The organism is Colwellia sp. MB02u-6 (genome assembly GCF_014077095.1).
In the GTDB taxonomy this organism is placed as follows: domain Bacteria; phylum Pseudomonadota; class Gammaproteobacteria; order Enterobacterales; family Alteromonadaceae; genus Cognaticolwellia.
Genome location: NZ_JACGVG010000027.1, coordinates 508,905 through 522,229, shown reverse-complemented (window position 1 = coordinate 522,229; position 13,325 = coordinate 508,905). Strand labels below are relative to the sequence as shown.

The following is a 13,325-nucleotide window of genomic DNA, read 5'->3' as shown; positions in this document are numbered from 1 at the left end:
ACGACAACGCATTTATTTAACCGAGACCAACATCTGATTCTACAATAATCATCTGATTGTGCTTAACGATGCTGAGCCATTTCACTTAAATGCGACGCATTTATAATCGTTACATTTCTCCGTTCCATCTTTACTGAGCCTTCTTGTTGTAACTGAGTCAATGTTCTGCTGACTGTTTCTGATGCTAACCCCAGATAATTACCGATGTCATCACGAGACATACTTAATTCAAAGTTTTTATCTGAACAGCCAAGGGATTTGTAGTTATCAGCCATATCCATTAAAAATGCCGCTATCCGTGCTTTAGCTTTTTTCTTATTTAACAAAGAAATATTACGCCCCTGTTTGCTCAAATTATCGGTGGCAAGCTTGATTAACCAACTCGGTACTAACTCAGCAAGTATGTTTCTAAACTGTTGTAATGGAATAGCACAAACAGCTGAGGTTTGTAAGGCAATAGCCGACGAACCAAATTGCTGTGTATCTAAACCATCAAGCCCAAGGATATCGCCTGGAATTAAAAAGTTTAGAATTTGTTCATCACCATCATTATGGGTAACATAAATTTTAATTGCCCCCGATTTAATTATATAAAGTGCACTCAGCTCATCACCCGCATGATATAAGTGTTCATGAGCACTCAGTAAATATGAATTAACAGTTTTAATATAAGGCGTACTACCTAATAACTGTGCGACAACGCAATTTTGGTATCTAATACAACGTTCACATTTACTTGCTTCCGCGTATTTAAGGTGTTTCATGGTTTTCCCTAAGAGGTTTTACGCTCATGTATTTATCTCTACCATTAATCATTATTCAAAGGATAAAAATTAGTAATAAGGGGAAACCTGATATAAAGTTTATTATTTAACTCTAAAGAAATATATATTCTCCTGATTTACTTATGCCCAAGTTAATTATGTATAAATAGCGATCGCTGACCTTATTTTCAATGACAATAAGTAGACGAATTCAACATTAAGCAGTTTGAGATAAGTCCATTAAGCATCACAAGATAACTAAGTTTTAAGCAGAAAATAACGTGTGTAACAATATCCTTAAATATGATTAACACCATCATCAAATATTCAGATCCTATATAAGATAATCAACAAATTAATTTATTACGCCTTGATGTCATCTAAAGATGATGTAATTGTTTTAGCTGCCTGATTTGCCCAAGCTTGATAGGCTACTTTTGATGGGTGAAATCCGTCCTTGGCAATGTACCTTGGTTCAATAGGTGCATCGATATCAAAGTTAGTACATTCGCTAAAATTTTCAACAACAACCCTGAGCCGGTTATTTAACTGCTTAGAACGCTGACCCCACCACCAACGCAAAGGTAAAGGAAAGGTGGTAAATTCTTGCATGGGTGGTAAATTTGATAGCAGTATTTTTTTTACTGAAAATTTTGACACTAGGATATTGAGCATCACATTCATACTCTTTTCCCATCGACTTAAATGAGTAAAATGCGTTACGTCATTAACACCAATCGATACAAGTACCACATCAAACACTTGCTCTTGTTGATTATGTAACATAACCAGTACATCTTCAGCAGTGGCCCCGGTCTTTGCAAGTAATTTCCAATTAACACTATAAGAACGGCCAAGTAATGATGATAGCTGTCCGGCTAAAGCATCTTCTTGTCCATCGACACCAACACCTACCGCAGCTGAATCACCAATGATAAGTAATCTCAGTTCATTACCCACACCACATACACCTAAACGATCCCCTGTTGGCTCTGGCAGTGATACTGTCATTTTATTGATAAAAATAGCTTGTGGTATCAGTACCGGCATTAACAAAACGGTTGTTATTTGATGGAACATATTAATCACCCTCCCTGAGTTTTTTTATCTCTTTGTGTATTACTATCAATAAACGGGGAATTAAATGCTGTCACTGCCTATGCTGCTAATAGATGATATTCAGCATTTCATCATTTCATCATTAATAATGTTATTAACGAGCTTAGGTGAAAGTGAGCAATCATATAGTTGTGGCGGTAATTACTTTAAAAAAAGTTTAGCGTCATAAGTGTCATCTAATTCACTTCCATGGCGTTGATCAATCACCTTATACTCTAGCGCTTCAAGTTCCTGTAATTCTTGTCGTGTTGCATTTTTGTTGGCTTCTTTCTTGGTTAATACCAATAAACGGTTATAATCACGTTTTTGCATAATATGCTCAATTAATAAATAAAGATCATAGTCTGCGGTATGCACTCCAAGGATAAAATGATAAATATCAGCCGAGTTAACATATAAATAACGCAAGCCTGGCTAACCTCAAAAGGATTGAATTAGTAGCAATAATCACAATAAAAACACCTTATTGATACGATAAGAAAAATTTCACCAAACCTTGTTCAAGGTACTAGCACGATAGGTATGCCGATAGAGTGAGCCAGTTTATTAGAGACACTGCCAACAATAATTTCAGACAAAGGAGAACGTCCTCGTCGGCCAACAAAAAGCATATTGGCATGTTCTGTTTTGGTTTTATCATGTAAAATTTCAGCTGGGTCTCCCCTTAGCACTTCACTGTCCAAATGAACATTTGATTGCTTATATTGATCACGCAAAAACGACAGCATGTTCAAGGCGATTTTTTTTTCGTCTTCATTTTTTATCATCGGTACAATACCGCCATCAACAACAAATGGCTCTGATAGGATCGGGTTAATAACTTGTACCAACTTAACCTTAGCACCTGTTTTCTCAGCTAATAAAATAGCTCGTTCTAGCGCTCTTTTTGCCCACTCACTGCCATCGATGCCAACAATATACATAGGTTTATCCATACTATTACCCTCATTTATTAAGACCTAATACCAAGCCAAAAGTCAAAAAACAAAAATCGTTATACTGAAAAACCTATCTGTTATTAACTTGCCACTTATATTTTGATTGTAAGAGTGTGATAAAACCGTTTTATAACACTATTAAAATGTTAGACCACAAGGGTATTTAAATAAGCTTATATCAGGGTTAACTGACATATATCACCTTAATAATATAACCTTTTTAATTGACTTTATATTACTAGCATTTCAGTCGTGTGCCGTCCTTAAAACATTCAATTGGGTGTTATCGCAATTTTCAGCACGCCATCACTTTGATTGGCAAATAGCGCATAAGCGTCTTCTATCTGATCAAGCGAATAATGATGAGTAATTAAGGGTTTGAGATCAATTCGCTCAGATTCGATCACATTCATCAATCTACGCATTCGCTCTTTTCCACCAGGACATAAAGAGGTTATTATTTTATTGTCACCTAGTCCGGCATGAAAAGCATCGAGGGGAATAATTAAATTCTCAGAATATACGCCAAGGCTAGATAATGTGCCTCCAGGCTTGAGTGCTCTTAGGCAGTTTTCAAAGGTTGACTGCAGCCCTAATGCCTCAATGGCCACGTCGACACCGCGCCCTTGGGTAATGCGCATAATTTCTTTAACGGGTTCAGTTTTTCGATAATCAATGACAAAGTTTGCCCCTAACTGTCTGGCCATTTCCATTCGCCGTGGTACCGTTTCTATTGCAATGATGGTGGTTGCACCGCGCAACCTAGCCCCTGCGGTAGCACATAAACCGATCGGCCCTTGGGCGAATATAGCTACACTATCACCAATTTTTATGTTTCCTGATTCAGCTCCAGCAAAACCGGTAGACATAATGTCTGGGCACATAAGCACTTGCTCGTCGGTAAGATTATCAGGTACCAGCGCGAGATTTGCCATCGCATCTGGAACCAATAAAAATTCAGCTTGAGCACCGTCAATGGTATTGCCAAAACGCCAGCCTCCAAGTGCTTTTAGGCCATGTCTGCAGCTGCCACCATCTTGCGAATGAAGTCCATCAAGGCAAGCGTGGGAATAGCCGCTAGGGCAAATTGCACCCGCAATAACACGCTGACCTTCTTGATAACCAGCAACATTAGCGCCTAACTTCTCTATTATCCCGACCGGCTCATGGCCTATTGTCAGGCCTCTGGCGACTGGATATTCTCCCTTCAATATATGAATATCTGTGCCACATATTGTGGTTGTAGTTACCCTTATTAACGCATCGTTAGGCCCAATATTGGGTATAGGTTTGTCATCAAGAACGATTCGACCAGGCTCAACAAAAATAGCCGCTTTCATCATCTCAGCCACAGAAATTCACTCCAAAAATTAGTCTTGAATATAAAGGCTATCATGGCTGCTGTGGGGGAGAACTGATATTTGTCAGTTCGACAATGAGTGTAAACGCGTACTCTTCAGTTGGTAATTCAGATATTGATTCAGGTGATGAATGTTTAGTGCATTCAGATATTAGCATAGCTATTGGAGGGATAAGGATGTCAAACAGTTATCATACTGAAAAGGTACAAACAGTCTTTGAATTACTCGAGGCAACACCGAGTGGACTATCAAAAGATGAGGTAAATAAAAGACTGACAAAATATGGACCCAACACATTACCCGAACCAAAGGGACGTGGTTTATTAGTGCGTTTTTTATACCAACTGCATAATATTCTCATTTATGTCTTAATAGCAGCGAGTGCTGTTACCGCAATCTTGGGTCATTGGGTAGATACAAGTGTGATCCTAGCTGTTGTTATGATTAATGCCATGATTGGCTTCGTGCAGGAGGGTAAGGCCGAGAATGCTTTGAAGGCTATTCGGCAAATGCTTTCTCCAAATGCCATGGCGTTACGTGATGGCAAAAAAATAAGTGTCGCTGCACAGGCCTTAGTACCCGGTGATATCGTGATGTTGCAGTCGGGTGATAAGGTCCCCGCAGATCTACGACTATTTAATGTTAAAGGGCTTGAAATACAGGAGGCAGCGCTAACAGGAGAGTCTATAGCAGTAGAGAAAATCACAGATTCTGTTGCACAAAAGTCCATGATAGCTGACCGTCGATGTTTAGCTTACTCAGGCACTCTTGTGACTCATGGCCAGGGCAGCGGCGTGGTTATTGCAACAGGCGCACAAACTGAGATTGGGCACATTAGTAAGCTCGTATCACAAGTAGACTCACTAACAACGCCATTATTACGTCAAATAGCCCAGTTCGGACGCTGGCTTACACTCGCCATTTTAGCGATTGCCATGTTTACATTTATTTTTGGTTCACTAGTAAGAAATTATACACTCTCTGAAATGTTTCTTACCGCTGTCAGCCTTGCTGTAGCGGCAATTCCAGAAGGTTTACCTGCCATTATGACAATCACCCTAGCGATTGGTGTACAGCGTATGTCAAAACGAAATGCTATTATCCGTAGATTACCTGCCGTGGAAACTTTAGGGGCCGTGAATGTCATTTGTACTGACAAAACAGGTACGCTGACGCGCAATGAAATGACGGTTCGAATGATTGCCACGACTAGCAGTTTATTTGAACTAACTGGCACCGGCTACGATCCTCATGGCTCAATAATGTTATCAGATACGAATGTTTTTCCTGAGGAGAAGTCACTTCTTTTGGAGGCTATCAGGGCTGCTGTGCTATGCAATGATGCCTCACTAGAACTAAAAGAGGGAGAATGGCTAGTTCATGGTGACCCCATGGAGGGCGCTTTATTAGTATCAGGTATCAAGGCTGGATTAGACCTTGAGGCAGAGACTAAGCTATATCCCCGCACAGATCTGATTCCTTTTGAATCTGAACATCGATTTATGGCGACACTCCACCATAAACAAACAGGTGATGCCTTTGTTTTCCTAAAAGGTGCCCCCGAGCGTATTTTAAAGATGTGTACCTATCAAAAAACAGTACAAGGTGTTCAGACATTAGACAGTGATTACTGGTTAAACCATATTCATGAAATGGCTCATCAAGGCCAGCGCGTATTGGCTATTGCTGTTAAGCCAGTCAACGATAAACAGCTGGAATTAAAGTTTAGTGACGTGGAGAACGGTCTCATTTTATTAGGTATGTTTGGCTTGATTGACCCGCCTCGTGAAGAAGCTATAGAGGCGATAAAAGTCTGCCATACCGCGGGTATTAGGGTAAAAATCATTACCGGAGACCATGGTGTTACAGCGCGCGCTATCGCCCAACAACTCAACCTAGTTAATGTTGACGATGTACTGACCGGACAGGAACTAGACCTCATGAGTGAAGATGAATTACGCCAGCGCATCCAAGATATTGATGTGTACGCACGTGTCAATCCGGAGCATAAGTTACTTTTAGTTAGGCTGTTACAAGAGCTGGGGTTAATTGTTGCTATGACCGGAGATGGCGTGAATGACGCCCCTGCACTGAAACGTGCTGATGTCGGCACAGCTATGGGGCATAAGGGTACAGAAGCGGCCAAAGAGGCTGCTGAAATGGTATTGCTAGACGATAATTTTGCCTCTATCATTCATGCTGTAGAAGAAGGACGCACCGTTTATGACAATATCAAAAAGTCGATTATTTTTATTCTGCCCACCGGTGGTGGCGAAGCACTGATCATTTTGGCGGCAATTTTATTTGGTTTTCATCAGTTACCGTTAACGCCAGTACAAATTCTCTGGGTCAACATGGTGACCGCCGTTACTCTGGCATTGTCATTATCATTTGAACCGTCTGAAAAAAATGTGATGAAACGCCCACCACGTAATTCCAATGAACCTATGCTAACACCCCACTTAATTTGGCGTATCAGTTTTGTTGCTGTTATTTTGATGAGTGGAACAGTCGGCCTTTATATTTGGGAAATGAAATTAGGTATGAGCATTGAGCATGCACGCACAGTAGCGGTGAATACCTTGGTTATGTTTGAGGTGTTTTATTTATTTAACTCACGCTATTTGAAAAATAGTATATTTAATTGGGCCGGACTAACGGGCAATCGTTATGTATTAATCGCTATTGTTATACTGATTTTTTTACAGTTAGGTTTTACCTACCTAAAACCGATGCAGTCTTTGTTTGGCACAACAGACATTAACTTAACTGTATGGCTACGTATTTTTCTTGTTTCTTCTTCGGTATTGTTTTTAGTCGAGGGGGAAAAATATTTTAGGCGACGTACAGAAAAAATCACATCATAAATACTATAGCCACTGTCTAATTTTACAAACGGTTAATCGTCATATTAGTTGGAGGATAACGGTAGGCAAGGGTTTAACAAATATTTTTTGGTAAGCTTTTTATATTGTTGGAAAAATGAATAGCACATTGGCTTTAGTTGCTTTAGGTGAAAATTTTAACAAAAATCAGCTAATGAGTATTTGGCTTACTGCTCAGTTAATTTTTTTAAAACTCTATTCATTATTTATCCCTAAGCTGTTGAACAAGATCTGGAAATGCAACTTTCCATGTTTCATAATATATATTCAGCTCTTCGCTATCAACACCATCAACGCCAATCAATTGATTTAATTTATCCATGAATGCCATACGTAAATTAGGATTCTTCTTTAGGTACTTATCAATCGTGAACAAATCAGATTTCAAATCACTTTTAAGATTTTTCACATAGTGATAAAGCACCATACTTTGTTGTTCTGACAGCTGAAACTCCTTTGCCATAATAAGTGTAAATTCTTGCTTTTCATTATTATGTTCCAAACCGTCAGCACTAATCACATGATAGAGCAAAGCAGCCAATGCGATGTGAAGGTTCAGTGAGTTTGGACGCTCAAATAATTGGCTTTCTTGATTTGTGGCTTCAAACCAGTGTTTGAATGATTCAAACATACTTACCTCCTATGTTGATACTTGTGCAGAGCATGGTGCTGATATTGAGATTAGATCGGCTGAGATTCAAACAAAAATTACTGAACTGCTAATGGCAACACAGCCTTTTTTTATCCAAAGCAGAACCATAACAGCATCTTCGCCATGGCTATTAATAAGATTAGGTAGTTTTTCAATCAAGCCTATATCAGCACTATTAAATTCATAATACTGCGTATTTTTGGCATAGGGTTCTGCAATTAATACCACTTTATTGGTATCATAGGGGTGTTTACCCAAAGCACCAGAAAAAGCCACATGCTCATTTTTAAATGCTGTAATATTAAAAGCGAGATGATACTTAACTAATTCAGTACCTTGGGCTGCAATAATAAAATATGACATAACCGACCTTATTTAGCTGGGAGCTTAGACCTGAACTTAGGACCTGAACTTAGGACCTGAACTTAGGACCTGAGCTTAGGCCTGAGTTTAACTGTGAGTGATGCAATTATTTTAAGCTAATATTAACTATGATTACGCCGATAAATAATGTGATAAACCAAAGCAACAAAAAAACTCCCCCCAACAAGATTACCCATCATTACCGGTACTAAATTACTAAAAAATCCAGACCAAGTTATCGCAGCAACAGCCAAATCGGTGTTGCCAAAAGTCTGCGCTAACATCGCCAAAGGAATGATGTACATATTAGCAATGCAATGTTCGAATCCTGCGGCAACAAAAGCTGAAATAGGAAAAACAATAGCCATCACTTTATCTGTAACACTTCGCCCCGCAAAGGCCATCCAAACTGCCATACACACCAAGACATTACATAAAACGCCTTTAAAAAAAGCACTCCAAAAGGGCAAGTTACTTTTAATAAGGGCTATTTTGATATATTGCTCAGCAATAGCACCCTGGTTCATGTCAATATGACCCGACAGAAAGACTAATACCGCAAGGCCTGCTGCCCCGGTAAAATTAGCAAAAAAAACAACAAGCCAGTTTTTTAAGATCTGGGCTGTCGATATCTTACCTTCGGCCCACGCCATCGCTAATAGGTTATTACCGGTAAATAACTCCGCGCCAGCAACAATGACTAAAATTAAACCCAGAGAAAATGCTACCCCTCCTAGCACTTGGCTAATAGCAAAACCCAAGCTGGCATCTGACTTTATCAAGACAAAATAAAGGGCGCCTAAGCCAATAAATGCCCCCGCAAGCATACCCAACATCAATAACGATAAAAATGGCAAACCTACTTTAGCGACACCTACATCATTAACACGCTGGGCGATTTCTTTGGGTAAAAAGGCATCAGAACCAAATATATCAGACATATCAATAAACCTTATGCGAGCAAATATTAATAATTTAAAACCTAAGAATAAACCTAAGCTGTTCATAAAATATACTTATCTAAGTGTTGACTGATTTATATCAGACAAAGCAAGGTTTTGCCGATAAGCAGGCGTTTTTTAGACTCTATACTCAATGTGAATCTTGGCTTTACCGGTGAATTTCAATCAAATTTTAATCAAAGTAACGGGGGATTAGACGTGGCTAATAAACTGATAAATACTATTTGTCCCTTTTGTGGCGTAGGTTGTGGTATAGCTTTATCTGTAGACGAAAAAGGTAAACTGATCGGCGTTGAGCCACAACCCTCACATCCTATTAGTCAAGGAAAACTCTGTGATAAGGGCTGGAGTACCGCCTATGCCATCACGGATAAAAACCGCTTAACACAACCATTAAAACGTATTAATCATCAATTTTTTCCCATTAGTTGGCAAGAAGCCCTTGTCAGCATTGCTGAAGAATTAACTCAGATTATTGAATATAGTGGTACTAACAGTGTCGGTGTTATTAGTAGCGCTCGAGCGACTAATGAAGATAACTACGCCGCACAAAAATTCGCTCGGGCGGTATTAAAAACAAACAATATCGACCATTGTGCCCGTATTTGCCATAGCCCAACTGTTGCCGGACTAAAGCAGTCTTTAGGCTCTGGCGCAATGACCAATAGTGCCAAAGATATTTTCGACACTGATTTGATTATGGTCTTTGGCGCCGACCCGACAGAGAACCACAGTATTTTAGGTGGCCATATTATGCAAGCACACCTCAATGGCTGTAAATTAATCGTCATAGATCCAAGAAAAATACGCCTGGCGAAACTAGCGCCACTGCATTTACAGCTCAAGTTAGGCAGTAATATTGCGCTGATAAATGCAATGTTACATGTCATCATCAAAGAGAAATGGTATGACAAAGATTTTATTGATCAACGTTGCGAAGGTTTTGAGCACCTAGCTAAACACGTTGAAAATATTACGCCAATATCAGTTGAAGCAATAACAGGCCTTAAAGCCGCAGATATTTACCAAGCCGCAAAGCAATATAGTCAAGCGAAACGGGCAATGATTTTTTATGGCATGGGCATCACCCAATACATGAGCGGCACCAATAATGTCATTTCTTTGGCTAATTTAGCGTTAATCTGTGGCCATATTGGTAAACCGGGGACTGGGGTCAATCCACTTAGAGGACAAAATAATGTTCAAGGTGCTTGTGACATGGGCTGCTTACCTAATGTTTATCCAGGCTATCAAAATGTTGATGATGAAAAAGCGCATGAAAAGTTTAGTAACGCTTGGCATACAGAACTAGCAAAGGCCCCAGGATTAACCTCATTAGGCATGACCAAGGGCGCTTTATCGGGAGAGTTTCGCGCACTTATACTGTTTGGAGAAGACCCCGTAGTGACCGACCCAGATCAAAACCATGTTAAATCGTCACTCAAAAATTTAGACTTATTGGTTGTTGCTGAACTCACCTTAACCGAAACAGCAAAGCTCGCCGACTTTGTTTTACCCGCGGCTTCTTTTGCCGAAAAAGAAGGTACCTTTACTAATTGTGAACGCCGAGTACAGAAATTAAACCAAGTTATCGCGCCTGTTGGGCAAGCAAAAGGTGATTGGCAATGGCTACAAGCGTTGGCAAAACAAATGGGATCTGAGCAACTAAACTGGTCAAATTCACAAGAGGTATTTAATGAAATGACCGCCCTAACTCCGCCATATCAAGCGATGAATTATCAAAAAATTGAGGATGATTACGGCTTACAATGGCCCTGCACTAATGACAGCCCCAAGGGTACCGCCATTTTACACAGTACAATTTTTCCTATTGGCAAAGCAAGATTAATTGCAGTAAACCACAGTGATATCGATGAAATGCCTGATAAAAACTTTCCATTGCAACTGACCACCAATCGGCTACATTTTCATTATGGTTGTGGCTCAATGACCCGAAACTCGCCTTTGTTAGAAAGAGAAATACCCGCTGGTATTTTATTTATTAATCCCATTGATGCCAACAACCTTCATATCAGCCATCAAGGCGCTGTCAGCGTTAAATCGCGGCGAGGTTATTTAGAAACCAGAGCGATGATCACTAATGACGTGCCTGTCGGACTGGTCAGCATGCCTTATCATTTTAAAGAAGCGCCTTCGAACCAACTGACCAATACCGCGCAAGATCCGATCACAAAAATGCCTGAGTTAAAAGCCTGTGCGGTCATGGTTGCAGCATTAGCGCAAGGGCAAATACCAAAAACAATCGAGCAATTGCAGCAGGAGCCAAAACATGAAAATTTATTTACTTGATGACTTGCAGCATTTGCAAGCACATTTAGCTCAGGATTATCAATTTCATCAGGTGGTCACAAACAACAATGGCCAATATCATTGGCAACAACTCGCCAGTGACGAAACTCAACCTTTAGTGCATGACAAACCACAAAGCTCAGCCAAAGGCTTCTTTTTTGCCGAACAAGAAAGTTTACTCGTTTTTAATGGTGAATATTTTCAAGAAACCTTGCCTACACCTAAGCCTTTTGTTTTATTTGGCGTACAAAGCTGTGATTTAACGGCTATTCATTATCAAGATAAATTTTTTAAAGACGATCGCTATTATCAGGCAAGACGCCAGCAATGCTTACTGGTAGGGCTTGATTGTATTAATCCTTGTGAGCATGGTTTTTGTCCGACGGTGAATGCAGGGCCTGGTGTAAGAGAAGAGCACGCAGATATTGTTTTACACCCGCTAGGTCATAAATGGCTAGTCCTTGAACAAACAAGTAAAGGTGCAGAAGCATTACAAGCATTAGCCCTGATAGAAACACACTGGCATTATTTAACCCAAAGAGACTTAGCATTACATCAATGTGAACAAAAGTTTCCTGATGATAAATACATCACTGATGGTATAAAAAAATTAAATTCAGGGACAATAACTGATGATTTTTGGCAAACGTTAGCCATACAATGCCTGGGTTGTTCTGGTTGCACCACGCTCTGCCCAACGTGTTCTTGCTATGGCACCCGAGCGATAAAAAAAGACAACAATGAGTTTAGTCAGCAGCGTTTTTGGGACTCTTGTCTTTATGAAGGTTTTCAACGAGAGGCAAGCTTTAATAATCCCTCGGCAGAAGCAGGCACGAGAGTAGAGCGTTTTTGGCAGCATAAGTTTGCTGATGAATTTTTCACCGAATTTTCTCGCCATGGCTGTGTAGGCTGTGGTCGTTGTGAACAAACCTGTCCGGGTGTTATTGGTGTACATTCAGTGATGAAGCGCATAACTAAAGAAGGTGGTCAAGAAAATGGGCCTGAGGTGACTCATGCTTAGTCATATTCCTGATTGTATTGAGTTAGTGGATTACATTGATGATGGTGAGCAGGCACGTCATTATTTGTTTCGGCTGTTAAATTTAGCACAAAGTAAAAATAAAAATCATCCACATCATTGGCAACAAGTACAACCAGGACAGTTTTTTATGCTCAATGTCCCTAGCATAGGCGAAGCCCCCTTCACCTTTACCGAACCACCCAATGAACGAGGTGAGTTTAAAGCTTTTATTCGACAAATGGGGCAAGTCACCTCAACTTTATTCTCCATGCAACCCGGCGCTATTCTTGGTGCGCGAGGCCCTTTTGGTCGTGGCTGGCCGCTGGATAAAATTGTTAATCATAATACGATAATTATTGCTGGTGGCTGCGGATTAGCGCCTTTAGTGACTTTAATTGACAAACTAACTAACAACTCACCTGACAAACCAACTGATGCTCTAGCTGATAAAGCCAAAAATAAACAGCAACTCACCTTAGTCTATGGTGCTCGTAATAAAGCCGCGCAGATGTTAACCCCAGAACGTGCGCGTTGGCAAAAGCAGATCAAGATATTTAATACTCTTGATGCCATTGATGAACATCCTAGTAGTAATATCAATGACAATATCCGTGCTAATACCAATGCTAATACCAATGCTAATACTAGTGATGAATTATGTGCAACTACGTTTCAAGGTAGCCCTTTAATGATATTACCCACAGCGCTGAGCACTTTTACTCGCCCACCCACAACGGCGCTGCTTTGTGGCCCAGAGCTGATGATGAGTAGTGCCGCCACTTATTTGACTGAGCATGGCATGGCAAGTAATGCCATTTTCCTTGCAGTTGAACGACGCATGCATTGCGCCGTTGGTTTATGTGGCCATTGTTACATCAAGCATCAATATGTTTGTAAAAGTGGCCCAACCTTTAGCTGGCAGGCTTTACAGCAACTCAAAGCACATTAAT

Annotated in this window: 13 protein-coding genes; 5 read left to right on the top strand and 8 right to left on the bottom strand. The window is 40.2% G+C overall.

Annotation, left to right across the window (positions count from 1 at the left end):
* Positions 1–62 precede the first annotated feature (62 nt).
* Positions 63–764 carry a Crp/Fnr family transcriptional regulator gene (locus H4J46_RS04715; RefSeq protein WP_182232361.1) on the bottom strand — a complete coding sequence of 234 codons (702 nt, stop codon included), beginning with the start codon at positions 762–764 and terminating at the stop codon, positions 63–65.
* Positions 765–790: 26 nt separating this feature from the next.
* On the opposite strand from H4J46_RS04715, the gene H4J46_RS17650 reads away from it, so the two are divergent.
* Positions 791–874, top strand: coding sequence for a hypothetical protein (locus tag H4J46_RS17650; RefSeq protein ID WP_404851680.1), 84 nt, complete (start codon positions 791–793; stop codon positions 872–874).
* A gap of 253 nt (positions 875–1,127) precedes the next feature.
* Here H4J46_RS17650 and H4J46_RS04705 read toward each other — a convergent pair whose 3' ends face one another.
* From H4J46_RS04705 to H4J46_RS04690, 4 genes are all read right to left on the bottom strand, one after another.
* Positions 1,128–1,844 (bottom strand): SGNH/GDSL hydrolase family protein, encoded by a 717-nt coding sequence (locus H4J46_RS04705; protein WP_182232360.1) that lies wholly within the window; start codon positions 1,842–1,844, stop codon positions 1,128–1,130.
* Between the two features lie 180 nt (positions 1,845–2,024).
* Positions 2,025–2,291, bottom strand: a complete 267-nt coding sequence (locus tag H4J46_RS04700) for a hypothetical protein (protein WP_182232359.1) — start codon at positions 2,289–2,291, stop codon at positions 2,025–2,027.
* A 92-nt stretch (positions 2,292–2,383) separates the two neighbouring features.
* Positions 2,384–2,818 (bottom strand): universal stress protein, encoded by a 435-nt coding sequence (locus tag H4J46_RS04695; protein WP_182232358.1) that lies wholly within the window; start codon positions 2,816–2,818, stop codon positions 2,384–2,386.
* A 275-nt stretch (positions 2,819–3,093) separates the two neighbouring features.
* The gene (locus H4J46_RS04690) at positions 3,094–4,164 is read right to left on the bottom strand and encodes an NAD(P)-dependent alcohol dehydrogenase (RefSeq protein ID WP_182232518.1); all 1,071 of its coding nucleotides are present in this window, start codon (positions 4,162–4,164) and stop codon (positions 3,094–3,096) included.
* A gap of 92 nt (positions 4,165–4,256) precedes the next feature.
* Here H4J46_RS04690 and H4J46_RS04685 point away from each other — a divergent pair, with 92 nt between their 5' ends.
* A complete protein-coding gene (locus H4J46_RS04685; protein ID WP_259365677.1) occupies positions 4,257–7,049 on the top strand; it encodes a cation-transporting P-type ATPase in 2,793 nt (930 codons plus the stop codon).
* A gap of 220 nt (positions 7,050–7,269) precedes the next feature.
* Here the strand turns inward: H4J46_RS04685 and H4J46_RS04680 are convergent, their stop codons facing one another.
* The 3 genes from H4J46_RS04680 to H4J46_RS04670 form a co-directional block, all read right to left on the bottom strand.
* Positions 7,270–7,698: a TerB family tellurite resistance protein gene (locus tag H4J46_RS04680; protein ID WP_182232357.1), complete on the bottom strand. Its 429-nt coding sequence runs from the start codon at positions 7,696–7,698 to the stop codon at positions 7,270–7,272.
* 66 nt (positions 7,699–7,764) lie between these two features.
* Entirely contained in the window at positions 7,765–8,082 is a 318-nt protein-coding gene (locus tag H4J46_RS04675; protein ID WP_182232356.1) for an inorganic pyrophosphatase Ppa, read from the bottom strand.
* Positions 8,083–8,204: 122 nt separating this feature from the next.
* Positions 8,205–9,023 carry a formate/nitrite transporter family protein gene (locus H4J46_RS04670; RefSeq protein WP_182232355.1) on the bottom strand — a complete coding sequence of 273 codons (819 nt, stop codon included), beginning with the start codon at positions 9,021–9,023 and terminating at the stop codon, positions 8,205–8,207.
* Between the two features lie 117 nt (positions 9,024–9,140).
* On the opposite strand from H4J46_RS04670, the gene fdhF reads away from it, so the two are divergent.
* Genes fdhF through H4J46_RS04655 form a run of 3 tightly spaced genes read left to right on the top strand, consistent with a single transcriptional unit; the run spans position 9,141 to position 13,324 of the window.
* Entirely contained in the window at positions 9,141–11,354 is a 2,214-nt protein-coding gene (gene fdhF / locus H4J46_RS04665) for a formate dehydrogenase subunit alpha (RefSeq protein WP_220462925.1), read from the top strand.
* Positions 11,335–12,375: a 4Fe-4S dicluster domain-containing protein gene (locus H4J46_RS04660; protein WP_182232354.1), complete on the top strand. Its 1,041-nt coding sequence runs from the start codon at positions 11,335–11,337 to the stop codon at positions 12,373–12,375. The genes fdhF and H4J46_RS04660 overlap by 20 nt, the downstream gene beginning before the upstream one ends.
* Positions 12,368–13,324 carry an FAD-binding oxidoreductase gene (locus H4J46_RS04655; RefSeq protein ID WP_182232353.1) on the top strand — a complete coding sequence of 319 codons (957 nt, stop codon included), beginning with the start codon at positions 12,368–12,370 and terminating at the stop codon, positions 13,322–13,324. The genes H4J46_RS04660 and H4J46_RS04655 overlap by 8 nt, the downstream gene beginning before the upstream one ends.
* Position 13,325 lies beyond the last annotated feature (1 nt).

Excerpts from the sequence above, each read along its gene's own strand:
- H4J46_RS04715 (WP_182232361.1), bottom strand. The coding sequence starts at position 764 with ATGAAACACCTTAAATACGCGGAAGCAAGTAAATGTGAACGTTGTATT.
- H4J46_RS17650 (WP_404851680.1), top strand. The coding sequence starts at position 791 with ATGTATTTATCTCTACCATTAATCATTATTCAAAGGATAAAAATTAGT.
- H4J46_RS04705 (WP_182232360.1), bottom strand. The coding sequence starts at position 1,844 with ATGTTCCATCAAATAACAACCGTTTTGTTAATGCCGGTACTGATACCA.
- H4J46_RS04695 (WP_182232358.1), bottom strand. The coding sequence starts at position 2,818 with ATGGATAAACCTATGTATATTGTTGGCATCGATGGCAGTGAGTGGGCA.
- H4J46_RS04690 (WP_182232518.1), bottom strand. The coding sequence starts at position 4,164 with ATGATGAAAGCGGCTATTTTTGTTGAGCCTGGTCGAATCGTTCTTGAT.
- H4J46_RS04685 (WP_259365677.1), top strand. The coding sequence starts at position 4,257 with ATGAGTGTAAACGCGTACTCTTCAGTTGGTAATTCAGATATTGATTCA.
- H4J46_RS04680 (WP_182232357.1), bottom strand. The coding sequence starts at position 7,698 with ATGTTTGAATCATTCAAACACTGGTTTGAAGCCACAAATCAAGAAAGC.
- H4J46_RS04675 (WP_182232356.1), bottom strand. The coding sequence starts at position 8,082 with ATGTCATATTTTATTATTGCAGCCCAAGGTACTGAATTAGTTAAGTAT.
- H4J46_RS04670 (WP_182232355.1), bottom strand. The coding sequence starts at position 9,023 with ATGTCTGATATATTTGGTTCTGATGCCTTTTTACCCAAAGAAATCGCC.
- H4J46_RS04660 (WP_182232354.1), top strand. The coding sequence starts at position 11,335 with ATGAAAATTTATTTACTTGATGACTTGCAGCATTTGCAAGCACATTTA.
- H4J46_RS04655 (WP_182232353.1), top strand. The coding sequence starts at position 12,368 with ATGCTTAGTCATATTCCTGATTGTATTGAGTTAGTGGATTACATTGAT.